General features: G+C 73.9%; 15 protein-coding genes and 1 pseudogene. 8 read left to right on the top strand and 8 right to left on the bottom strand.

From position 1 onward, the window contains the following. Positions 1 to 162: 162 nt before the first annotated feature. From J2X68_RS26825 to J2X68_RS26835, 3 genes are all read right to left on the bottom strand, one after another. On the bottom strand, positions 163 to 966 hold the full coding sequence (locus J2X68_RS26825) for an endonuclease I family protein (protein WP_057600287.1): 804 nt from the start codon (positions 964 to 966) through the stop codon (positions 163 to 165). A 210-nt stretch (positions 967 to 1,176) separates the two neighbouring features. Next, positions 1,177 to 3,480 (bottom strand): glycosyltransferase family 39 protein, encoded by a 2,304-nt coding sequence (locus J2X68_RS26830; RefSeq protein ID WP_310435126.1) that lies wholly within the window; start codon positions 3,478 to 3,480, stop codon positions 1,177 to 1,179. A 205-nt stretch (positions 3,481 to 3,685) separates the two neighbouring features. Continuing rightward, positions 3,686 to 4,051 carry a hypothetical protein gene (locus tag J2X68_RS26835; RefSeq protein ID WP_310435127.1) on the bottom strand — a complete coding sequence of 122 codons (366 nt, stop codon included), beginning with the start codon at positions 4,049 to 4,051 and terminating at the stop codon, positions 3,686 to 3,688. Positions 4,052 to 4,143: 92 nt separating this feature from the next. Between J2X68_RS26835 and J2X68_RS26840 the strand changes: the two genes are divergently transcribed. From J2X68_RS26840 to J2X68_RS26860, 5 genes are all read left to right on the top strand, one after another. Then, complete coding sequence (locus tag J2X68_RS26840; protein ID WP_310435128.1) at positions 4,144 to 4,989, top strand: serine hydrolase; 846 nt, start codon at positions 4,144 to 4,146, stop codon at positions 4,987 to 4,989. 57 nt (positions 4,990 to 5,046) lie between these two features. Continuing rightward, a complete protein-coding gene (locus tag J2X68_RS26845; protein WP_310435129.1) occupies positions 5,047 to 6,102 on the top strand; it encodes an esterase-like activity of phytase family protein in 1,056 nt (351 codons plus the stop codon). Between the two features lie 146 nt (positions 6,103 to 6,248). Continuing rightward, positions 6,249 to 9,971 carry an ABC transporter ATP-binding protein gene (locus J2X68_RS26850; protein ID WP_399040915.1) on the top strand — a complete coding sequence of 1,241 codons (3,723 nt, stop codon included), beginning with the start codon at positions 6,249 to 6,251 and terminating at the stop codon, positions 9,969 to 9,971. A gap of 121 nt (positions 9,972 to 10,092) precedes the next feature. Further along, entirely contained in the window at positions 10,093 to 10,458 is a 366-nt protein-coding gene (locus J2X68_RS26855) for a hypothetical protein (protein WP_310435162.1), read from the top strand. Between the two features lie 120 nt (positions 10,459 to 10,578). Next, positions 10,579 to 12,009: a S28 family serine protease gene (locus tag J2X68_RS26860; protein ID WP_310435131.1), complete on the top strand. Its 1,431-nt coding sequence runs from the start codon at positions 10,579 to 10,581 to the stop codon at positions 12,007 to 12,009. A 177-nt stretch (positions 12,010 to 12,186) separates the two neighbouring features. On the opposite strand, the gene J2X68_RS26865 is transcribed toward J2X68_RS26860, so the two are convergent. Together J2X68_RS26865 and J2X68_RS26870 are read right to left on the bottom strand one after the other, a co-directional pair. Further along, positions 12,187 to 13,971 (bottom strand): glycoside hydrolase family 3 protein, encoded by a 1,785-nt coding sequence (locus tag J2X68_RS26865; RefSeq protein WP_310435132.1) that lies wholly within the window; start codon positions 13,969 to 13,971, stop codon positions 12,187 to 12,189. Between the two features lie 437 nt (positions 13,972 to 14,408). Further along, the gene (locus J2X68_RS26870; protein WP_310435163.1) at positions 14,409 to 15,332 is read right to left on the bottom strand and encodes a LysR family transcriptional regulator; all 924 of its coding nucleotides are present in this window, start codon (positions 15,330 to 15,332) and stop codon (positions 14,409 to 14,411) included. 87 nt (positions 15,333 to 15,419) lie between these two features. Between J2X68_RS26870 and J2X68_RS26875 the strand changes: the two genes are divergently transcribed. From J2X68_RS26875 to J2X68_RS26885, 3 genes are read left to right on the top strand one after another with little or no spacing between them, the layout of a single operon-like run. Then, on the top strand, positions 15,420 to 16,433 hold the full coding sequence (locus tag J2X68_RS26875) for an EamA family transporter (RefSeq protein WP_310435133.1): 1,014 nt from the start codon (positions 15,420 to 15,422) through the stop codon (positions 16,431 to 16,433). A gap of 5 nt (positions 16,434 to 16,438) precedes the next feature. Further along, the gene (gene aroA, locus J2X68_RS26880) at positions 16,439 to 17,695 is read left to right on the top strand and encodes a 3-phosphoshikimate 1-carboxyvinyltransferase (protein ID WP_310435134.1); all 1,257 of its coding nucleotides are present in this window, start codon (positions 16,439 to 16,441) and stop codon (positions 17,693 to 17,695) included. Further along, entirely contained in the window at positions 17,692 to 18,324 is a 633-nt protein-coding gene (locus J2X68_RS26885; RefSeq protein ID WP_310435135.1) for a GNAT family protein, read from the top strand. The genes aroA and J2X68_RS26885 overlap by 4 nt, the downstream gene beginning before the upstream one ends. A gap of 582 nt (positions 18,325 to 18,906) precedes the next feature. On the opposite strand, the pseudogene J2X68_RS26890 reads toward J2X68_RS26885, so the two are convergent. From J2X68_RS26890 to J2X68_RS26900, 3 genes and pseudogenes are all read right to left on the bottom strand, one after another. After that, positions 18,907 to 20,124: pseudogene (locus tag J2X68_RS26890) on the bottom strand (MFS transporter); the annotation flags it as partial. Between the two features lie 457 nt (positions 20,125 to 20,581). Next, positions 20,582 to 21,370, bottom strand: coding sequence for a sugar phosphate isomerase/epimerase family protein (locus J2X68_RS26895; RefSeq protein ID WP_310435136.1), 789 nt, complete (start codon positions 21,368 to 21,370; stop codon positions 20,582 to 20,584). A gap of 410 nt (positions 21,371 to 21,780) precedes the next feature. Continuing rightward, entirely contained in the window at positions 21,781 to 22,827 is a 1,047-nt protein-coding gene (locus J2X68_RS26900; protein WP_310435137.1) for a LacI family DNA-binding transcriptional regulator, read from the bottom strand. Positions 22,828 to 22,992 lie beyond the last annotated feature (165 nt).

Raw genomic sequence — 22,992 nt, forward strand, 5'->3', positions numbered from 1 at the left:
TCTCCCTCTGCTCTCCCCGCGCGCCTCTCGTCCGGGCTCCGGCCCCCCACGACGGGAGGGGCTGCCGGCAGGGATGCCGGGGGAAACGCGGCTGGTGCGGCGAGAAGGGCTGAACCCCCCCGTCCGAGTGGGGAGTCCAGCCCTTCGCCGGTGCCTGCGGTCCTACCAGATCGCCTCGACCCACTCCGGGTGGTCGATGAACGGGTTGCGGTTGTGCTGGTAGGTGTCGTAGATGACCTGGTTGCGGTTCTCCTCGAAGGCGCTCGGCGGGTCCGCCTCGTTCCACGCCTTGAGCACGGAGAGCTTGCCCATGTACGGGTTGCTGCCGTTGCCGACCTTCTCGTTGGGCTCCAGGTCGGCGAAGCCGTCGTCACCCTCGTAGCGCACGGCCATGTAGAGGATCATGCGGGCCACGTCGCCCCGGTCCGCCGCGCGCGGCTGGAAGGAGTCGGAGTCGACGAGGCTGCCGCCGCCGTTGGTGACGGTGCTGCCGCCGTTGTCGAAGTCCAGGTTGCCGCGGATGCTGTTGACCTGTACGTCCGCGGGGCGCAGGTGGTGCAGGTCCGTGCCCGGACCGGTCACCTCGCCGAAGTCGCCGTGGGACTTCGCCCACGTGTGCTCGCGGTTCCAGTCGCCGACGTCACCGCCGTTGAGGGACTTGGCTCGCGAGACACCGCTGTACAGCAGGATCACGTTGCTGCTGTTGTTCGGGTCCTGGTCGGTGACCTTCAGGGCGTTCCAGACCGCGGAGTACGAGATCTTCGTCTGGCTGCTGATGATCGTGTGCAGCGAGGACTTCAGGCTCGTGCCCGTCTTGCCGACCGCGTTCTTGTAGTACGTCGCGTCGTAGGCCGTCGTGGTCGCCGCGGCGGGGGTCGCGGTGAGCGCGGGCGCGGTGAGACCGACCAGGACGGCAGTGGTGGCAAGCGCCACCGACTTCCATCGGCGTATACGTGTCGCCAGCATGTGGGGTGTCCGATCTACGCGGGTTGATTGGAGGCGGCAATCGGGAGAGTGACATGCACATGCGGCCATGGCAATGAATCTGACATGTCCATCGGATGACGGGAACCGGCAAACTGCCCCTTGTCCACGCGAGTTGAACGCGCTTTCTTACGCCGGAACGGCCCCCGACCGTGAAGTCGGGGGCCGTTCCGTCCTGTTGCGCCGTGGCGGTCAGCTCACGTCCGAGGCGTCCAGCCGGTAGACCGTCGACTGGTTGCTCTGCGCCGAGGCGTCCGTGCCCGAGGCGTCGGAGCCGGAGGTCTCCGTACCGGAGGTCTCCGCACCGGAATCCGACGCGGAACCCGAGCCGGACGTGGAGGCCGACGCCGAGCTGTAGGCGCTCTCCGGCACCGCCGTGCCGTTCTTCTGCACCCAGGCGGTGATCTCCTGGTTCAGGGTGCTGTTGCCGCCCATCCCGCCGCCGCCCAGCTGGATGTAGTGCAGCTCGCCCTTCTTCACCAGCTCCTCGAGCTTGGCGAGGGTCATCGCCTGGTCGCTGCCGGTGAAGCCCCACATGGAGATGACGGGCTTGCCGCTGCCGAGGATCATCTGACCCGCGCTCTGCGAGTTGGAGACCGCGATCAGCCAGATGGCGCCGTCCTGGTGCTTCTCCAGGTACGAGATCAGCTCGCTGTCGGCGCCGCCCGTCCCGCCGCCGCCCGTCCCGCCGCCGCCCGTCCCGCCGGGGCCACCACCCGTGCCGCCCTGGGCACCACCGGGGAACCCCCCGTTCGCGCCGCCCGGTTGGCCGCCCTCGCCGCCCTGGCCGCCAGGCGCGCCGCCGCCCTGCGGGAGGTCGCCGCCGCCCGGCATGGCCTGGCCGTTGCCGCCGCCGGGGAACTCCCCGCCCGCCTGGCCGCCCTGCTGCGTGCCGCCGGGAGCCTCGCCGCCGGGACCGCCGCCGAAGCCGCCCCGGCCGCCACCCGGGCCGCCCATGCCGCCGCCGGTGGACGGGCCCGCGGTCGGGTTGGTGCCGCCCATCATGCCGCTCGACGAACCGAAGGCCGGCGAGGCCGCGTACGCCGTCGGACCGGCGAGAGCGGCCACGAGCGCCGCGGCGACGGACGCGCCGAGCAGCCGGACCCCGACGCCCGCACGCGCGGACCGCAGGACGAACAGCCCCGCGATCGCGAGGACCATGACCACGCCGACGACCGGCCACAGCCAGGTGTTCCAGCCGGTGGCGCGCCGCAGCAGCACGATCGCCCAGATCCCGGTGACCGCGAGGCCGGCCGGCAGCACCCACGACCAGCGGGCGTCACCGCCGCGCAGGGCACGCCACAGCATGACCCCGCCGCCACCGCACAGCGCCGCGATCCCCGGGGCGAGCGCGGTCGTGTAGTACGGGTGCATGGTGCCCTCGGCCATGGCGAAGGTCAGATAGTGCAGCACCAGCCAGCCGCCCCACAGCACCAGCGCGGCGCGGGTGGGGTCGGTGCGCGGGGCCCGGCCGCGCAGCACCAGGCCCGCGACGAGCGCGACACCGGCGAAGGGGATCAGCCAGGAGATCTGGCCGCCGAGCACGTCGTTGAACATCCGGCCGATGCCCGCGGTGCCGGCGAAGGAGCCGCCGCCTCCGCCGCCCCCGCCGTTGCCCTCGCCGCCGAGGACCCGGCCCAGGCCGTTGTAGCCCATGATCAGGTCCCAGGCGCTGCCGTCGGTCGAACCGCCGATGTACGGCCGGTCGTCGGCGGGCACCAGCGACACGGCCGTCGCCCACCAGAAGCTGGCGACGGCCAGCGCCACGGCGGCCAGCGCCAGGTGCACCGCCTTCTTCCGCCGGCCCGCCCGTGACGCGTACAGGTACACGGCGAGGACGGCGGGCAGGGCGATGTAGCCCTGGAGCATCTTGGTGTTGAAGGCGAGCCCGAAGCAGACCGCGGAGCCGAGCAGCGGCAGCAGCCGGTCCTCGCGCGTGGCGCGCAGGGCGAGGGCCGCTCCGGCGACCATCAGCAGGACGAGGAGGGTGTCCGGGTTGTTGTCGCGGTTGATGGCGACGGTGATCGGCGTCAGCGCCAGCACGAGCGCCGCGACGGCGGCGGCCGCGTGTCCGAAGACCCGCTTGACGCAGGAGTGCAGGATCCAGATCGTGCCCAGCGCCGCCGCGACCTCCGGCGCCATCATCTGCCAGGTGCCGAACCCGAAGATCCGGCAGGACAGACCCATGATCATGAGCGCGAACGGCGGTTTGTCGACGGTGATGAAGTTCCCGGCGTCCAGCGAGCCGAAGAACCACGCCTTCCAGCTCTGCGTACCGCTGTAGATCGCGGCGCTGTAGAAGCTGTTGAGGCTCGACCCGGACAGGTTCCAGGAGTAGAGCACCGCCGCCAGGATCATGATCGCGATCAGCGCGGGCAGCGACCAGCGCGGCGCCTTGTCCGGCGGGGCCGTCTCGGGAGTCGTCGGCGGAGCCCAGTCCGGGGACACGGCGGAGGGCTCGGCCGGGTGGGGGAGTGGATCGGTGGCAGATGTCACCAGTGCACCGTGCAGACGGCCGATGAGTGCGAGCTGTGGTCAGCCTTGGGGCAGCCTGTGGGTGGGTGAGATGTGGGTAAGAGAGGATCCGGGTCCGCCCGGTGATCACTCCTGCGGCCGTGCGGAAGGGCGCGCCTCACGCGTCGCGTGGAGCCGGCGGGCATCCCTCCGCCGGCCGGCGGACCTCACCGCGCGGGTGGCCGCCTCAGCGCGGCAGTACGCCGAACCTCTTCTGGTGGTCGGCGAGTTGCTTCTGGAATCCGGCGACGAAAGCCGTCTCCTCAGCGGGATCCATCGTGCTGCCGGGCAGGGCGGTCTGCAGGAAGTCCGGTATCTCACGGAACACTTCGACGGCCGCCTGCCATCGTTCTCCGCCCCGGTTCCTCGCGAGCAGGAGGTCCCTCGCCAGGGTCCTCAGGCCGTCGCTGACGAGCTCGGTGGGCACCTTCTTCCCTCGGAACCTCTTCACGTCGGGCACCGTCTCCTCGGGCGTGCCGAGATGGCGCAGCACCCACAGGGCGGCGCGCAGCTGCCCGGCTGTGAAGTGTCCGTTCGGTGTCTCGGTCGGCATCCCTCATGCATGCCCCGCGCTCCTGCGCGTTACGGACGTCCGCGCGCGGAACGTGCGTACAACTTTCGCTCATGTGTGTGAGTCAACACGTCATGACTCACCGGATACGAAGAAGGCTGCTCGGCGCCGGGCTCACCGCCGGCGTCCTCATTTCCGGCGTGGCGGCCGCCGCGCCCGCCTCGGCCGCCACGCCCACCGTCAGCTGCACGTCGGCCAGAACCGGGCTCGCGGCCAAGCTGAAGAAGGACATCACCGCCGCACTGGCGAACCGCAAGGGCACGGTCGCCGTCGGCCTCCACGACCGCACGACCGGCACCACGTGCACCCTGCGCGCCTCCACCGCCTTCGACTCGGCCAGCGTCGTCAAGGTCACCGTCCTGTCCGCGCTGCTGTGGGACGCGCAGAAGACCGGCCGGGCGCTGACCAGCCGTGAGAAGACCCTCGCCACGGCCATGATCACCAAGTCGGACAACGCCTCCACCTCCACCCTGTGGAAGCAGCTCGGCACCACGAAGATCAAGAACTTCCTGACGGCCGCGAAGATGACGCAGACCAAGCCGGGCGCGAACGGCTACTGGGGCCTGACCCAGATCACCGTCACCGACGAGCAGAAGCTGCTGAAGCTGCTCACCGCCAGGAACACGGTCCTGACGGACGCCTCGCGCGCCTACGTCAACACGCTGATGGGCCAGGTCGTCTCGTCGCAGCGCTGGGGCACGCCGTACGGGAGGCCCGCCGGGGTCAGCTGGCACGTCAAGAACGGGTGGCTGTCGCGTGCCACGAACGGCTGGCGGGTGCACAGCGTCGGCACCTTCAAGGGCGGCGGCCACGACTACGTCATGACCGTCCTCACCCACGGCAACAGCACCATGGACTACGGCATCACGACCATTCAGGGCGTCGCCAAGGTCATCCACAAGGACCTGGCCGCCTCCTGAACCGGCCTTCACGCGGTGTCCCACCGCACGTCACCGACCCGGCCTACGGTGACGGCCATGCGCCTGCGAACCGTACTCGCCACCCTGACCGCCGGCCTGGCGGCGGCCACCACCCTCGCCGCCGGGCCCGCGAACGCCCACCCGGCCGCCGGAGCGGCCACGAAGACGGCCACGGACACGGCCCTGGGCGACGCCTGCGGACCGGCCGTCTCCCTCGGCGGCTTCTCCGACGCCCTCGACAAGACGGCCTTCGACGGCACCTTCGTCGGAAACCTCTCCGCGCTCGCCCTGGACCGGGACGGCTCCCTCGCCGCCCTCTCCGACCGCTCCTCGCTCTTCGGCCTGGACGCGAGGACCCTCGCCCCCCGGTCGGTCGTCCCGCTCGCCGACGAGAGCGGCGCCGCGCTCGACAGCGAGGGTCTCGCCGTCGATCGTGACGGCACCCGGCTGGTCACCTCCGAGACCGAGCCGTCCGTGCGCCGCTACAGCCGGGACGGCGCACTCCTCGACCGGCTCCCGGTCCCGCCCTCGCTCCTCGTCGCCCCGGCCGGCCGCGCCACGGCCAATCAGACCTTCGAGGGGCTGACGCTGCTGCCCGGCGGACGCACCCTCCTCGCGTCGATGGAGTACGCGATCTCCGGCGACAGCACGGGCATCGTCCGGCTCCAGACCTGGCGGCGGCAGCACGGCCGGTTCGCGCTCTCGGCCCAGTACGCCTACCGCACCGACACCGGCCTCGGCGTCCCCGAGATCCAGGCCCTTCCCGACGGCCGGCTCCTGGTCCTGGAGCGGGGCTTCACCGCCGGCGTCGGCAACACCGTGCGTCTCTACCTGGCCGACCTCCGCCACGCCACGGACACCGGCGGCATCGCCGCTCTCACCGGCCAGGACGGCGTGCGCCCGGCCGGGAAGACGCTCCTCGCCGACCTCGTGAACTGCCCGTCACGGGGAGCGACCGCGAAGCAGCCCCAGCCGAACCCGCTGCTCGACAACATCGAGGGCATGGTGATCACCGGCCGGGCCCAGGGCCGCCTGACGGTCCTCCTGGTCAGCGACGACAACCAGAACGCGGTCCAGACGACCCGCTTCTACCGCCTGCGCGTCCGCGTCTGAGCGCCTCCGGACGCCTCCGGGCGCACGGGAACGGCGCCCACCGCGGTCCCCCGATTGTTGCGGAGGGATGAAATCCGCTTCCTTCGGCGTTGGTGCCTTCCGGCAGAGCAGGACGACGGGGACGACAGGAAGGCACCGGCGTGGCAGTGCAGCAGGGGGACCAGCGGCGAGGCTGGGCGCGCAGACTGGCCGGGTACGCCTGGCGGCACCCGGCCGACGTCGTGCTCGCCCTCGGCTCCTCGCTGGTCGGCATGGCCGTCCTGGCGCTGGTCCCGCTGGTCACCAAGGTGATCATCGACGATGTGATCGGCGACCACACCCGGGACATGGCGCCCTGGGCCGGGGCCCTGATCGCCGCCGCCGTCCTCGTCTACCTCCTCACCTACGTCCGCCGCTACTACGGCGGACGCCTCGCCCTCGACGTCCAGCACGACCTGCGGACCGAGATGTTCGAGACGATCACCCGCCTCGACGGCCGGCGCCAGGACGAGCTCTCCACCGGCCAGGTCGTGGGGCGCGCCACCAGCGACCTGCAGCTCATCCAGGGTCTGCTCTTCATGCTCCCGATGACGATCGGGAACCTGCTCCTCTTCCTGATCTCCCTGGTCGTGATGGCCTGGCTGTCCCTGCCGCTCACCCTGGTCGCCCTCGCCGTGGCGCCCGCCCTCGCGTACATCGCCCGGCGCAGCCGTACCAAGCTCCACCCCGCGACCTGGTACGCCCAGGCCCAGGCGGCGGGCGTCGCGGGCGTGGTCGACGGAGCCGTCAGCGGCGTCCGGGTCGTGAAGGGCTTCGGGCAGGAGGACCAGGAGACCGGCAAGCTGCGCGAGGTGGGCCGCCGGCTCTTCGCGGGCCGGCTGCGCACGATCCGCCTGAACTCGGCGTACACCCCGGCCCTCCAGGCCGTCCCCGCCCTCGGCCAGGTCGCCATGCTGGCGCTCGGCGGCTGGCTGGCCGTGCGCGGCCACATCACCCTCGGCACCTTCGTCGCGTTCTCCACCTACCTCGCGCAGCTCGTCGGCCCGGTGCGGATGCTCGCCGTGGTCCTCACGGTCGGCCAGCAGGCCCGCGCGGGCACCGAACGGGTCCTGGAGCTGATCGACACCGAGCCGTCCATGAAGGACGGCGCCAAGGCACTGCCCGCCGACGCCCCCGCCACCGTCGAGTTCGACGACGTGAGCTTCGGCTACGACCCCGGCCGGCCCGTCCTGGACGGCCTCACCTTCGAGATCCGCCCCGGCGAGACCCTGGCGGTGGTGGGCTCCTCCGGCTCCGGCAAGTCCACCGTCTCCCTCCTGCTGCCCCGCTTCTACGACGTCGGCCGGGGCGCCGTCCTCATCGGCGGCCACGACGTCCGCGAGCTCACCCTCGAATCGCTGCGGGCCGCGATCGGCCTGGTCCCCGAGGACTCGTTCCTCTTCTCCGACACCGTCCGCGCCAACATCGCGTACGGCCGTCCCGAGGCCACCCAGGAGCAGATCGAGGCGGCCGCCCGCGCCGCCCAGGCCGACCGGTTCATCGCCGAGCTGCCCCAGGGCTACGACACGACGGTCGGCGAGCACGGCCTCACCCTCTCCGGCGGCCAGCGCCAGCGGGTCGCGCTCGCCCGCGCGATCCTCACCGACCCGCGCCTGCTGGTCCTCGACGACGCGACCTCCGCCGTGGACGCGGCGGTCGAGCACGAGATCCACGAGGCCCTCAAGCAGGTGATGCAGGGCCGCACGACCCTGCTCATCGCGCACCGCCGCTCCACCCTCAACCTCGCCGACCGCATCGCCGTCCTGGACGCCGGCCGCCTCGCCGACCTCGGCACCCACGAGGAGCTCCAGGAGCGCTCAGCGCTCTACCGCCGTCTGCTCACCGACCCCGACGAGCTCGGCGGGGTCTCGCCCGGCCACACCCCGCAGGCGGCGCCCGGCGAGGACACGTCCGTCCGCGACGAACTGGACGCCGAGTTCGACGCCGAGCGGGGAGTGACCCCACGGCTGTGGACCGGCGACCGGGAGCCGAAGGACACCACCCTGTCCGGGATGCCGGCCACCCCCGAGCTGCTCGCCCAGATCGAGGCTCTGCCCCCGGCCACCGACACCCCCGACGTCGACGAGGAGCAGGCGGTCCGGCCGGAGGCGTCGTACGGTCTGCGCCGGCTGCTGCGCGGCTTCGGCGCGCCCCTTCTCGTCAGCCTCGTCCTGGTCGCCGTCGACGCCGGGACGAGCCTGCTGCTGCCGGTGATGATCCGGCACGGCATCGACCAGGGCGTGACCCGGGCGGCGCTGGGCGCCGTCTGGGCGGCCTCGCTCCTGGCACTGCTCTCCGTGCTGGTGCAGTGGACGGCGCAGACCGGGGAGATCCGGATGACCGGCCGGACCGGCGAACGCGTCCTCTACACCCTGCGGCTGAAGATCTTCGCCCAGCTCCAGCGTCTCGGACTCGACTACTACGAGCGGGAGCTGACCGGCCGGATCATGACGAGGATGACGACGGACGTCGACGCCCTCTCCACCTTCCTGCAGACCGGCCTCGTCACGGCCTTCGTCTCGGTCGTCACCTTCTTCGGCATCATGGGCGCCCTGCTGGTCATCGACGTACAGCTCGCGCTGGTCGTCTTCGCGACGCTCCCGCCCCTGATCGTCGCCACGTACTTCTTCCGCCGGGCGAGCGTGAAGGCGTACGAACTCGCCCGCGAGCGCGTGTCGACGGTCAACGCCGACCTCCAGGAGTCCGTGTCCGGGCTCAGGATCGTGCAGGCCTTCGGGCGCGAGCGGGACGGCGCGGCCCGGTTCGCCGAGCGCAGCGACAGCTACCGCAGGGCGCGGATCCGGGGCCAGTGGCTGATCTCCGTCTACTTCCCGTTCGTGCAGCTGCTGTCGTCGGTCGCGGCGGCGGCGGTGCTGATCGCCGGCGCGGGCCGGGTGGACGCGGCGACCCTCACCACCGGCGCGCTGGTCGCGTACCTCCTCTACATCGACCTGTTCTTCGCCCCCGTCCAGCAGCTCTCCCAGGTCTTCGACGGCTACCAGCAGGCGACCGTCTCGCTGGGCCGGATCCAGGAGCTGCTCCGGGAGCCGACGTCCACGAGGTCCGCCGACGAGCCCGAGCAGGTCCTCTCGCTGCGCGGCGAGATCGCCTTCGAGGACGTGCACTTCGCGTACGGCTCCGCCGAGGTACCCGAAGAGGCCCTGACCGGCATCGAGTTGCGCATCCCGGCCGGCCAGACCGTCGCCTTCGTCGGCGAGACCGGCGCGGGCAAGTCGACCCTGGTCAAGCTGGTGGCCCGGTTCTACGACCCCACCGGCGGCCGGGTCACGGTCGACGGAACAGACCTGCGCGCCCTCGACCTCACCTCGTACCGCCACCGGCTGGGCGTCGTCCCGCAGGAGGCGTACCTCTTCCCCGGCACCGTCCGCGACGCCATCGCCTACGGCCGGCCCGACGCCACCGACGCCGAGGTGGAGGCGGCGGCCCGGGCGGTCGGCGCGCACGAGATGATCGCCACGCTGGACGGCGGCTACCTCCACGAGGTCGCCGAGCGCGGCCGCAACCTGTCCGCCGGCCAGCGCCAGCTGATCGCGCTGGCCCGCGCCGAGCTCGTCGACCCGGACGTCCTGCTCCTCGACGAGGCGACGGCCGCCCTGGACCTGGCCACGGAAGCCCAGGTCAACCAGGCCACGGACCGTCTGACCGGCCGCCGCACCACCCTGGTCGTGGCCCACCGTCTGACGACCGCCGCCCGGGCGGACCGCGTCGTGGTCATGGATCACGGCCGGGTCGTCGAGGACGGCACCCACGACGCCCTCCTGGCCCTGGACGGCCGGTACGCCCGCCTCTGGCGCACGTTCGTCGGCGAGGACGAGCCCGCGGCGGTGTGAGGGCAACCATTCGGCGTGCGCCGTGCGTCCGTACATCAGTACGGCGATCGTGAGTACGGCGGATGCGGGAGGGGCGGGGACCGTGGGCACAGGTGCGAGAAGCGTGACAGTCCGGCGGCTGATGCTCGGGCTGGTCCTGCTGATCGTGTCGGCACTGCTCGCCGTCGTCGCTCCGGGCAGCGCCCTGGCCGCGACCTCCGCCGGTTCCTGCCCGGGCCGCAAGGTGCGGACCCTGCCCTTCTCCACCGGCTCCGTGCTGGTCTACAAGGGCAGCGGCTACGTCTGTGCCGTCACCGTCCAGAAGAACCCCGGGACCAAGCGGCTGATCTCGGTGAGCGTGCAGGCGCGCGGCCATGTCGCCGTGCCGAGGTCGAGGAAGCACACACGCAGTTCCCCGCCGGCCAGGGTCTACGCGGGGCACCGGTGCGTGCGGGTGACGGGCGCGGTGGCCGGCGGTTCGTACCGCTCGGGCTGGATCCTCTGCTGATCCTCCGGCCGGATCCACCGCGGTGGATCGACGGCGTGCGTCAATCCCCTCTGGTGTGACGGGTGTTGCTCCGATAGCTTCCGGCGACGCACATCTGTCTCACAGGGAGGGTGCACGCGCATGCGCAAGGCGCTCAGATGGCTGCTCGCGCTCACGGTGCTCATAGGCACCTTGGGTTCGGCGGCCACGGCAGGGGCGGCCACCGCCGCCGAGCCCAGGGCCACCGCCGGTACGGACATCAAGGACCGGCTCCTCGCCGTACCGGGCATGAGCCTGATCGAGGAGAAGCCGTACCCCGGCTACCGCTACTTCGTCCTGAACTACACCCAGCCGGTGGATCACCGGCACCCCGGCGGCGGCACGTTCCAGCAGCGCATCACCGTGCTGCACAAGGACACCGCCCGCCCCACGGTCTTCTACACCGGCGGCTACAACGTCTCCACCACCCCCAGCCGCCGCGAGCCCACCCAGATCGTGGACGGCAACCAGGTCTCCATGGAGTACCGCTTCTTCACGCCCTCCCGCCCCGACCCGGCCGACTGGTCCAAGCTGGACATCTGGCAGGCGGCGAGCGACCAGCACCGCATCTTCCAGGCGCTCAAGAAGATCTACTCCAAGAACTGGATCTCCACGGGCGGCTCCAAGGGCGGCATGACGGCGACGTACTACGAGCGCTTCTACCCCAGCGACATGGACGGCGTGGTGGCCTACGTGGCCCCGAACGACGTCGTCAACGACGAGGACTCCGCCTACGACCGCTTCTTCGCGGGCGTGGGCACCAAGGAGTGCCGCGACCGCCTGAACGCCGTACAGCGCGAGGCGCTGGTGCGCCGGGAGCCGCTGGAGAAGAAGTACGCGGACTACGCGGCGGCGGAGGGCTTCACCTTCGACACCATCGGCGGCCTGGACCGCGCCTACGAGGCGGTCGTCCTCGACTACGTCTGGGGCTTCTGGCAGTACAGCCTGCTGTCCGACTGCGCGACGATCCCGGCGAATGCGGCCACCGCGACCGACGACGAGATCTGGACGTCCGTCGACACGATCTCGGGCTTCTCGTTCTACACGGACCAGGGCCTGTCCCCGTACACCCCGTACTACTACCAGGCGGGCACCCAACTGGGCGCCCCCACCATCCACTTCCCGGCCATCGAGAAGCAGTACGTCCGCTACGGCTACCAGCCCCCGCGCAACTTCGTCCCCCGCGACATCGCCATGAAGTTCCAGCCGCGGGCGATGCGTGACGTCGACACGTGGGTGAAGAACAACGCCCACCACATGCTCTTCGTCTACGGCCAGAACGACCCGTGGGGCGCGGAGCGCTTCCGGCTCGGCAAGGGCGCGAAGGACAGCTACGTCTTCACCGCCCCCGGCCTGAACCACGGCGCGAACGTGGCCGGTCTGGTCGCCGACCAGAAGGCGCTGGCCACGGCCCGCATCCTGGCCTGGGCGGGTGTCGCGCCGACCGCCGTCTCGCAGGCCCGCCCGCTGGCGAAGTTCGACGCGAAGCTGGACGTCCGGGACGTGGAGCGGGAGCCCGCGCTGCGCCCGTGACATCCGCCGACCCGCCGCGCACAGCGGCCCCGACGGCCGGCCGGCCCCGTGCCGGCCGGCCCCGTGCCGGCCGGCCGTCGGGCCGTTCACCGCGGGGCGGGCCCTCGCCGGGCCCGCCCGCACCGGAGGCAGCGGGTCCCGCCCCGCGGGCGGACGGCGCTTCGCCGCGGACCGGGCCTAGTACGTCAGGCCGTGTCCGATCGGGTACAGCACCCGCGCCGGATCGTCCGCCCGCCGCACGGGCACCGGCAGCCTCCCGCGCGGTCCGACCGTCCCGGCGATCACCCGGGCCGCGGCCCGCAGTTCGACGTCGGTCCAGGAGTAGGCCGCAAGGAAGGCCCGGACGGCCGGGAGGTGCGCCACGTCGTACGGGTTGCGGACGGCCACCGCCACCACCGGCCGTCCGGTCGCCGCCAGTTGAGCCACCAGCGTCCGCTGCGCGTCCGCCGCCGTGACGTTGCAGGTCGCGACCACCACGGCGTCCGCTCCGCCCGCGGCCGTCACCGCCGCGGCGATCGTCTCGGCGGAGGGCGCCGTGCCCGTGGCCAGGGCCGTCGCCGTGAACCCCAGTCCGGTGAGGGCGGCGGCCAGGACACCGGTGGGCGGGCCCGTGGTGCCGGTGGGGGAGGCCGGGTCGGCGCCGACCACCAGGAGCCGGGGGTGGGTCCTGGGCGAAAGCGGCAGCAGCGGACCCTCGTTGACCAGCAGCGTGGTGGTCCGCTCGGCCATCCGGTCGGCGGCGGCGAGGTGCTCCGGCGCCCCGACCGTCCGTTCCGCTTCGCCCGGGCCGGTGTACGGGTCGTCGAACAGCCCCAGCCGCGACTTCAGCCGCAGGATCCGCAGGACCGACGCGTCGAGCCGCTCCTCCGTGAGCTCGCCCTCCCGTACGGCCTTCAGTACGGCGTGCCAGGCCACGTCCAGGTCCGGCGGGTTGAGGAGCTGGTCGACGCCCGCCTTCAGCGCGAGCACCGGCACCCGGTCGTCGCCGTACTTCGTGCGCACGCCCGCCATGTCGAGGGCGTCGGTGACCACGACCCCGTCGAAGCCGAGCCGCTCGCGCAGGATGCCGGTGACGATGGGCCGGGAGAGGGTGGCGGGGTCGCCGGAGGCGTCCAGGGAGGGCACCAGGATGTGCGCGGTCATCAGGGAGTCGACGCCGGCCGCGATCGCCGCCCGGAAGGGCGCCGCGTCCAGCGTCTCCCACTCCTCGCGCGAGTGGGTGATGACGGGGAAGCCGGTGTGGCTGTCGACGGCGGTGTCGCCGTGCCCGGGGAAGTGCTTGGCGGTCGCCGCCACTCCCGCCGCCCGGTAACCCTCGGCCTCCGCCGCGACCAGGGCGGCCACCGCGGCAGGGTCGGCGCCGAAGGACCGCACGCCGATGACCGGGTTGGCCGGGTTCACGTTGACGTCCGCGACGGGGGAGTAGTCCTGCCGGACGCCCATCGCGCGCAGCTCACGGCCGGCGAGGCGGCCGAGGGTACGGGCGTCGCCGCGGCTGCCCCCGGCGCCGATCGCCATGGCGCCCGGGAAGAGGGTGGCCGGGCGGCCCACCCGGCAGACGGCGCCGTGCTCCTGGTCGGTGGAGATCAGCACCGGCAGGCCGCGCGGCTGCCGGAGGGAGGCCCGCTGGATGCCGTCGGAGAGGTCCGCGATCTGTCGCGGGTCGCGGACGTTGTGCGCCCAGCCGAAGTAGACGATCCCGCCGAGCCGGTAGCGGGCGAGCAGCTCGGCGGCCGTGCGGACGCCGAGTTCAGCGAGGTTGGCGTCGACGTCGGCCTGGTCGGGCGCGGTCGCCGAGTGGCCGTACACCCGCGAGACGAAGACCTGGCCGACCTTCTCCTCCAGGGTCATACGGGCGAGGAGTTCGCCGGGACGACGGTCGTCCGCGTGCGCGGGGCCGCCGACGGCGAGGGCGGCGGTGACGCCTGCGCCGGCGGCGAGGACGGTGCGTCTGGAGGGCATGGGCGCTCCTTCCGGTGGGGGGCCGGTGGCGCACGCTACCCGTGGAAGGCGCCGTCATCGGCGCATGGAAGGGGGGCGCGCCGATGAGGGCCGGGTCGCCGGGCCGCGGTGCGGCGGAGAGGCGGTTCGGCGACCGCCGTCGGCCGCGGCTCCGCCAGAGGGGCCGATCAGCGAGGGGTCGGTGGGTGCGGGGTCGGTGGCCGGGGGCGGGGACGCAGGGCCGGCGGCCGAGGGGCCGAGGGGCCGAGGGGGCGAGGGGGCGAGGGGGCGAGGGGCCGAGGGGGCGAGGGGGCGCAGGGTCGGTGGTCCAGGGGCCGAGGGCGCAGGGCCGGTGGGCGAGGGGCCGGGGCGTGCGGGGCCGGTGGCCGAGGGAGGCGGGCGCAGGGCCGGTGGCCGGTGGTCGAGGGGAGGTCGGCGCAGGGCCGGTGGCCGAGGGGCTAGTGGGCGGGGGGCTGGTGGGCCGACGCCCTCGGCCATTCCTCCCGCAGCACCCGTACCGCCTCCGCGATCGCCGGACGCCGGGCCGCCCCCGTGCGCCACAGCGCGTACAGCCGCCGCACCGGCGTCGGGTCGAGCGGGACCTCCACGACCCCGGCGGGCAGCGGACCGCGCCCGAGGCGGGGGATCAGCGCGACCCCGAGACCGGCGGCCACCAGGGCGACGAGGGTCGGATTCTCCTCGGCCGTGTGGACGAGGTCGGGCTCGTGCCCCGCCGTCCGCAGCGTGCGCACCAGCCAGTCGTGACAGACCCGGCCCGGCGGCTGGCAGATCCACCGCTCCCCGCCCAGCTCCTCCCGCCGCACGCCCGTCCGCCCCGCGAAGGGATGGCCCTCGGGCACCAGCAGATCGCACGCGTCGTCGCCGATCACCGCGTGCTCGACACCCGCCGGAGCGGGCAGCGGCACGATGTCCCAGTCGTGCGCGACGGCGAGGTCGACGGCCCCCTTCGCCACCAGATCCACGGACAGGTGCGGGTCGACCTCGGTGAGCCGCGCGTCCAGGGCCGGGTGCCGACGGGCCAGATCGGCGAGGACGCGGGGCAGCAGTCCGCGCGCCGCCGAGGCGAACGCGGCGATGGTCAGCCGCCCGGCCGGCACCCCGCGCCGCTCTTCGAGCCCGGTCTCGGCCCGCTCGACGATCGCCAGCAACTCCTTCGCCGTGGCGGCGAGTTGAAGCGCCTCGTCGGTGAGCCGGACCCCGCGCCCCGCCCGCTCCAGCAGCACCGTCCGGGTCTCCCGTTCCAGCTTGGTGATCTGCTGGGAGACCGCCGACGGGGTGTATCCGAGAGCGGCGGCCGCCGCGCCCACGGTGCCGTGGACGGAGACGGCGTGCAGGGCGCGCAGTCGCTGGAGGTCGAGCACCGTGAGTCCGATCGGTAGCGTTCCTTCATCCAACCATGCAGCAATCATCGCTGGTGCTACACGGTCCGGGCGGGTGATCCTCGGCTCATGCGCCCCGCTCACCTCGCCCTCGCCGTCCTCGTCGCCGCCGTGTGGGGCGTCAACTTCACCGTCGTCGAGATCGGTCTCGGCCACTTCCCGCCGCTGCTCTTCTCGGCCCTGCGATTCCTGGTGGCGGCCCTGCCCGCCGTGTTCTTCGTGGGCCGCCCGAAGGTGGCCTGGAAGTGGATCGTCGCGGTGGGCCTGGTGCTGGGGGTGGCGAAGTTCGGGCTGCTGTTCGTCGGCATGGACGCGGGCATGCCGGCCGGTCTGTCGTCGCTGGTCCTCCAGATCCAGTCGGTGTTCACGGCCGCCCTCGCGTGCGCGGTGCTCGGTGAACGCCCGACCCGGGTCCGGCTGCTGGGCATGGCCGTGGCCCTCGCCGGGATCGGGGTGGCCGCGGCCGACGAGGGCGCCACCGGCTCACTCGGCGCGTTCGCGCTGGTCATCGCGGCGGCGGCCTGCTGGGGCGCGTCGAACGTCCTGACCCGCAAGGCTTCCCCGCCGGACGCGCTGAACTTCATGGTGTGGGTGAGCACGGTCCCGGTGCTGCCGCTGCTCGCCCTCTCCCTGCTGACCGAGGGCCCGTCGCGGGACCTGGCCGCGCTGCGCGCGCTGGACTGGCAGGGCGCCGGGACGGTGGGCTACGTCGCCTGGGTCACCACGGTCTTCGGCTTCGGCGCCTGGGGCTGGCTGCTGCGCCGTCACCCGGCGTCCACGGTGGCCCCCTTCTCCCTCCTGGTCCCCGTCTTCGGCATGACGTCGGCCGCCCTGTTCCTCGGCGAGCCGGTGAGCGGCCTGCGCTGGTGCGCGGCGGCGCTGCTGGTGGGCGGCGTGGCTCTGGCGTCGCTCGCACCGGCCGGGAGGGCCGCCCGGCCCGCTCCCCGACCCGCCGCCGACCACGTCCCCCGGCCCGCTCCCCGACCCGCCGCCGACGCCGCCGTTCGGCCGGAGGGAACCCTTCCGACACCCGTCCATCCCGTGGACGTACCGGCGCCTGAGCGGACCGGCGCGGGATCATGAGGGGCATGGCCCTCGTCGACATCCCCGGTTCCAAGTCCCTCACCGCCCGCGCCCTGTTCCTCGCGGCGGCAGCCGACGGCGTCACCACCCTCCTGCGCCCCCTCCGCTCCGACGACACCGAGGGGTTCGCCGAGGGCCTGGTCCGGCTCGGCTACCGCGTGGGGCGGACGCCGGACGCCTGGCAGGTCGACGGCCGCCCGCAGGGCCCGGCGCTCGCCGAGGCCGAGGTCTACTGCCGGGACGGCGCGACCACGGCCCGCTTCCTGCCCACGCTCGCCGCCGCCGGTCACGGCACCTACCGCTTCGACGCCTCCCCGCAGATGCGTCGCCGCCCCCTCCTCCCGCTCACCCGCGCCCTGCGCGACCTGGGCGTGGACCTGCGGCACGAGGAGGCGGAGGGCCACCACCCGCTGACCGTGCGGGCGGCCGGCGTCGAGGGCGGGGACGTGGTGCTGGACGCCGGCCAGTCCTCCCAGTACCTGACCGCGCTCCTCCTGCTCGGCCCGCTGACCCGCAGCGGCCTGCGCGTCACGGTCACGGACCTGGTCTCGGTGCCCTACGTCGAGATCACGATCGCGATGATGCGGGCGTTCGGGGTGGAGGTGGGGCGCGAGGGGAACACCTACGTCGTCCCGCCGGGCGGCTACCGGGCCACGACCTACGCGATCGAACCCGACGCCTCCACCGCGAGCTACTTCTTCGCGGCGGCCGCGCTGACCGGCGGCGAGGTGACCGTCCCGGGCCTCGGCGAGCGCGCGCTCCAGGGCGACCTGGGCTTCGTGGACGTACTGCGCCGGATGGGCGCCCGGGTGGACGTCGGCGCGGACCGCACGACCGTGGCCGGGACCGGTGGACTCCACGGCGTCACGGTCAACATGCGGGACATCTCCGACACCATGCCGACCCTCGCCGCGATCGCCCCCTTCGCCTCCGGCCCCGTACGCATCGAGGACGTCGCGAACACGCGGGTGAAGGAGTGCGACCGCCTCGACGCGTGCGCGGAGAACCTCCGGCGGCTGGGCGCCGAGGTGGCGACCGGCCCCGACTGGATCGAGATCAGGCCCGGCGCGGACGGTTCCCTCACGGGCGCCGACATCAAGACCTACGGCGACCACCGCATCGTCATGTCCTTCGCGGTGACCGGACTGCGCGTCCCCGGAATCTCGTTCGACGACCCCGGCTGCGTCCGCAAGACTTTCCCCGGTTTCCACGAGGCGTTCGCGGAGCTGGCGAAGGTACTGCGGAAGGACAGCGACGGGTGAGTTTCAGGCTGGAGGGTCCGGTCCTCGAAGGCGCGCTGGTGCGCCTGGAACCGCTCGGACACCGGCACGCGGCCGAGCTGGCGGTGGCGGCGGAGGAGAACCGGCGGACGTACGAGTTCACCTGGGTGCCGAGGGCGCACGAGGTCGGTGACTACGTCGACGCCCAGCTCGCCCGCGCGGCGACCGGCAGTCTCGCTCCCTACGCGCAGATCTCCCTCGCCACCGGCCGGGCGGTCGGCGCGACCTCGTACTGGGAGCCGCGGTCCTGGCGGACCGACGATCGCCTGGACGCCGTCGAGATCGGTTTCACCTGGCTGGCCGGTTCCGCCCAGGGCACGGGCATCAACGCCGAGGCCAAGCTGCTGCTCTTCCGGCACGCCTTCGCGCACTGGGGCGTCTCCCGGGTGGACCTGAAGACGGACGCCCGCAACGCCCGTTCCCGCGCGGCCATCGCGAGCGTCGGCGCCCGTTTCGAGGGTGTCCTGCGCAACTGGTCCCGCTCCTGGGCGCCGGGCGAGGACGACCGCCTGCGCGACTCCGCGATCTTCTCCGTCACGGAGGAGGAATGGCCGCTGTGCGAGCGCCGGCTGACGGAACGGGTGGCGGGATTCCTGCCGAGCGGGCGGTGAGCGCCGCCGGCCACGCGCCACGGCGATCCGCCCGGCCCGGGAAGCTGCCGTCCCCGGCGCCGGGAACCGCTCTCCCGCCGGGCGGCGCGTACCCCTGATCCCGCCTCGCCGTGCCCTCGCGCGGCCCCGCACCACTCGCCTCGCCCCGCCGTGTCCCACCTGTCGCCCTGTCCCGCCTCGACCTGGAGGCCGGTCACGGCTCCTGGCCGTCGGCGCCGGAGTGGTGTCCGGACGCGGAGGCGAAGCTCATGGCGCGGGAGCGGGCGGCGCGGCGGCCGGGGCGACCGGGGCGACCGGTGGGGGGACGGGTACGGGTGGGGTGACGACGGGTGTGGCGGGTGGGGTGACGACGGGTGTGGCGGGTGGGGAGACCGGCGGGGTGACGGCCGGACCGACGCAAGCGTCCGAGCGCGGGTCCGAGGCCGGCGGTCGCGGGGCGTCCGGGTCCGAGGCCGGCGGTCGCGGGGCGTCCGGGTCCGAGGCCGGCGGTCGCGGGGCGACCGGGCCCGGGGCCTGCGGGCCCGGGGCCTTCCGTCCCGGACTCCGCCGGCCGGGGGCCCGCGGATCCGTGCCGGTCGCGCGGCCGCCGCGCAGCTCCGGGGTCGTCGTGGCGACCGCGGTGACCGCCGCCAGGCACATCAGGCCGCCGGTGATCAGCGCGGTCGTGCCCGAGGTCCAGCCCGCCACCACACCGCCGCGCAGGTTGCCGAGGTTGGGCCCCGCCTGACCGACGATCGTCTCGGCCGCCGTCACCCGGCCCAGCAATGCGTCCGGGGTGCGGGTCTGCACGATGGTGGCCCGGGACAGCACGGCCACCGAGTCCGCCGCACCGGCCACCGCCAGCATGCCCAGACCGGCCCAGGCGCTGGTCGTCAGGCCGAACAGGGCGAGGGCCGCGCCCCAGACACCCGCGGAGCAGAGCATCACCGGGCCGGGGCGGGCGAGCCGGGTGACCGGTCCGGAGAGGGCGGTCGCCGCCACTCCGCCCACGGCGAGCGCGGACAGGAACAGACCGAGCGTGCGCGGGTCGCCGCCGAAGCGCTCCTCGTTGACGAGCGGGAACAGGCTGGCCGGCATCGCCAGCACGGTGGCGGCCAGGTCGACCAGCAGCGCCCCGCGCACCACCCGGTGCCCGGTCAGGAAGCGCAGCCCGTCCAGGACGCCGTGGACACCGGGTCGGGACTTCTCGCCCTCGGGCGGCAGCGCGGGCAGCCCGTAGGCGCCGTAGAAGGCCATGCCGAACGTGAGGGCGTCGACCAGGTAGCACACGCCGACGCCCCACCAGCCGAGCACGACGCCGGCCACGGCCGGGCCGAGCAGCATCATCGCCTGGCCGGTGACCTGGTTCAGGGCGAGACCGGCGGCCACCTGGTCCTTGGGCAGCAGCCGGGGCAGGAACACGCCCGCCGCGGGCGCGCCGATCGCCCCGAACGACGACTGCACCGCCACCAGCGCGAGCACGACGGCCACCGGCGCCCGACCGGTGAAGCCCTGCACCGCCAGCAGGACGGAGCACGCAGCCGAGCCGACGGTGCTCAGGAGGTACGCGCGGCGCCGGTCGGCCCGGTCCACCCAGGCGCCCGCGAACAGCCCGACGCCGATCAGCGGCAGCGCCTGCGCCAGCCCGACCGCGCCGCTCCAGACCGAGCTGTGGGTGGTGTCCCAGACCTGGTACATGACGGTGACCATGGTCATGAAGGCACCGAGCGTGGACACCGTGCGCCCGATCAGCAGTCGCCGGAACACGGGGGAGGAGCGCAGAGGGCGGATGTCGACCAGGGCCCTGGACAGGAGACTCATGACGGGACGACGGCGCGGCGCGCCGCTGGCTGCTGATACACGGCGCGGAGGCTAACCCGCCCACGGACCGGGGTGCCAGTCGATTACCGGGCGGCACCCGCCCGCCCGCGCCTCCGCCTCCGCCCGCCCGCGCCTCCGCCTCCGCCCGCGCCTCCGCCTCCGCCCGCCCGCGCCTCCGCCTCCGCCCGCGCCTCCGCCTGCGCCTCCGTCCGTGTCCCCCCGCTCCTCCGCCTGCGCCTCCGTCCGCCCTTCCGCCCGCGCCTCCGCCTGTGCCTCCCGCGCTTCCGCCCGCGCTTCCGTCCACCGGGCCGGACCGGCGGCCGACCGGTCCGCGCGGCGCCCGCGCGACTCCCGGCGGGACGCCTGCCGAGCACCGGGCTCGTGCCGCCCCGGGTGTCAGGCCGGGTGCCGGGTCCGCCGGGTGTCAGGTCCGGTCGTCAGGCCGGGCGCCCGGTTCTCACGCGGAGTCGTTCAGCAGACGTCCGAGGTGTTCGCGCCCCGCGCCCAGCAGCCCGGGCAGGGGCTCGGCGTTCTCGTGCCAGCGCCGCTCGTACTCCCAGCACAGCCACCCGTCCCAGCCGTGCCGGGTGAGGACCTCCACGCACTCGCCGAGCGGCAGAACCCCGGCGCCGAGCACCAGCGGGGTGCCGTCCTCGGCCGAGGCGATGTCCTTGACCTGCACGTATCCGAGATACGGCGAGAGCGCCGCGTAGGTCTCCTGCGGCTGCTCGCCGCCCAGCCAGGTGTGCATGACGTCCCACAGCGCACCGACCTGCCGATGCCCGACCAGGCCGAGCACGCGGGTGACGTCCGCGCCGGTCCGGTGCGAGTCGTGGGTCTCCAGCAGGATGCGTACGCCGAGGTCGGCGGCGTACTCGGCGGCGGTGCCGAGCCGCCGGGCGGCGATGGCGTCGGCGTGCTCGTCCTCGCCGCCGGGAAAGACGCGGACGAAGGGCGCCCCGAGGTCACGGGCGAGGCCGACGAGCTGCCGGATCTCCTCGATCACGGGCCCGTCGTCGCCCGGCGCGGCGACCCGCGGGTAGCCCGCGAGCCCCAGGATCTCGACGCCCGCCGCTTTGAACCCGGCGGCGACGTCGGCCCGTTCGTCCGGACCCAGTCCCGGATGGACCGGCTCCTCCGGATGGGCGCGCAGCTCCACGCCGTGGTACCCGTGCGCGACCGCGAGCCGCAGCACCTCGGGCAGGGGAACACCGGGGACACCGAGGGTGGAGAAGGCGAGCTTCATGGTCACCACTGTCACCCCGGTACGGGGGTCGGGTCCAGTGGGGGGCCGTCGCCGCGCCTGCTCCCGGTCCCGGAACCGGCGACGTCACCGGCCGCCGCCGCGGCTGTCCGGCGGCTCGCCGACCGGGCCCGGCCGTCGCCGCGCCTGCTCCCCGGCCCGGAACCGGCGAGGCGGCTCGCCGACCGGGCCCGGCCGTCGCCGCGCCTGCTCCCCGGCCCGGAACCGGCGACGTCACCGGCCGCCGCCGCGGCTGTCCGGCGGCTCGCCGACCGGGCCCGGCCGCCGCCGGGCCTGCTCCCCGGCCCGGAACCGGCGACGTCACCGGCCGGATCCCGCGCGGTGAGGTGCCCGGCGCGGTCGCCGGTCCGGACGGCCGCGGCCGGTTCGCCCCGGTCGCGGACGGGGGGGCTTCAGGCCCGCGGCGCTCCGGAGGACCCCCGCACCATCAACTCGCCCCGCACCGTGGCGATCCCGCCGGGCGGCGGTTCCTCGCGGCCCATGGCGATGCGTCCCGCCCGCGCTCCGGCCTCGGCCAGCGGCAGCCGCACCGTCGTGAGGGAGGGCACCGCGTCGATGCTGAAGGGGAGGTCGTCGAAGCCGGCGACCGAGACGTCGTCCGGGATCCGCAGGCCGGAGTCGCGCAGCGCCGCGCAGGCGCCCAGGGCGACGGAGTCGTTGGCGGCGACGACCGCGGTCAGCGAGGGGTCCCGGCGCAGCAGTTCCAGCGTCGCCTCGTAGCCGGCCCGGCGGTCGTACCGTCCGTGCACGGTCCAGCGGGGGTCCTCCTCGATGCCCGCCGCGGCCAGCGCCGCCCGGTGGCCCTCCAGCCGGTGCCGGGTGGTCGTCCGCTCCTCCGGGCCCGCGATGTAGCCGAGCCGCCGGTGGCCGAGCCCGATGAGATGCTCGGTCAGTTCGCGCCCGCCGCCGCGGTTGTCGAAGGTCAGGGCGATCGCCGTGGTCTCCGGCGCCGGCGGCCGGCCGCACAGCACGATCCGCGTGCCCGCCTCGCCGAGTCTGCGCAGCTTCGCCGCCACCGCCGCCGCGTGCGGCTCGTTCTCCATGGCGCCGCCGGTCAGCACCACGGCTGCCGCGCGCTGCCGCTGAAGGAGCGTCAGGTAGGTCAGCTCTCGCTCCGGCGAGCCCCCGGTGTTGCAGACCACCGCCAGCCGCTCGCCACCGGCCCGCCCGCCCGGCCCCCCGATCTCCGACTGGATCGCACTCGCCATGATCCCGAAGAAGGGGTCCGCGATGTCGTTCACCAGGATGCCGACCAGGTCGGACGTCGCCGCGGCCAGCGCGCTCGCCGGACCGTTCAGCACGTAGTCCAGCTCGTCGACCGCCCGCAGCACCCGCTCCCTGGTGGTAGCGGCGACGGGGTAGTTCCCGTTCAGCACGCGCGACACCGTCGCGGGCGAGACCTGCGCGCGGGCCGCCACGTCCGCCAGGGTCACCGTCATCTCGTCTGTCCTCCGGTCACGCATCTCGTCGTACGTCGTCGTACGCCCTGGTAGACAGCTGCCTCAAGGGCTTGGTTCCGGGCGTGTCGAGCAGACCTTACGGCCCTGGACCCCCGCTGTTCGCCCCCTCGAACAACTCGAGATGGACACGGTCTTGTCCGGACC

Origin of the sequence: Streptomyces sp. 3330 (assembly GCF_031456635.1) — a bacterium.
Lineage (GTDB): Bacteria > Actinomycetota > Actinomycetes > Streptomycetales > Streptomycetaceae > Streptomyces.

Coding starts and splice junctions, on each gene's coding strand:
- J2X68_RS26825 (WP_057600287.1), bottom strand. CDS start 966: ATGCTGGCGACACGTATACGCCGATGGAAGTCGGTGGCGCTTGCCACC.
- J2X68_RS26835 (WP_310435127.1), bottom strand. CDS start 4,051: ATGCCGACCGAGACACCGAACGGACACTTCACAGCCGGGCAGCTGCGC.
- J2X68_RS26840 (WP_310435128.1), top strand. CDS start 4,144: ATGACTCACCGGATACGAAGAAGGCTGCTCGGCGCCGGGCTCACCGCC.
- J2X68_RS26845 (WP_310435129.1), top strand. CDS start 5,047: ATGCGCCTGCGAACCGTACTCGCCACCCTGACCGCCGGCCTGGCGGCG.
- J2X68_RS26855 (WP_310435162.1), top strand. CDS start 10,093: ATGCTCGGGCTGGTCCTGCTGATCGTGTCGGCACTGCTCGCCGTCGTC.
- J2X68_RS26860 (WP_310435131.1), top strand. CDS start 10,579: ATGCGCAAGGCGCTCAGATGGCTGCTCGCGCTCACGGTGCTCATAGGC.
- J2X68_RS26865 (WP_310435132.1), bottom strand. CDS start 13,971: ATGCCCTCCAGACGCACCGTCCTCGCCGCCGGCGCAGGCGTCACCGCC.
- J2X68_RS26875 (WP_310435133.1), top strand. CDS start 15,420: ATGCGCCCCGCTCACCTCGCCCTCGCCGTCCTCGTCGCCGCCGTGTGG.
- aroA (WP_310435134.1), top strand. CDS start 16,439: ATGGCCCTCGTCGACATCCCCGGTTCCAAGTCCCTCACCGCCCGCGCC.
- J2X68_RS26895 (WP_310435136.1), bottom strand. CDS start 21,370: ATGAAGCTCGCCTTCTCCACCCTCGGTGTCCCCGGTGTTCCCCTGCCC.
- J2X68_RS26900 (WP_310435137.1), bottom strand. CDS start 22,827: ATGACGGTGACCCTGGCGGACGTGGCGGCCCGCGCGCAGGTCTCGCCC.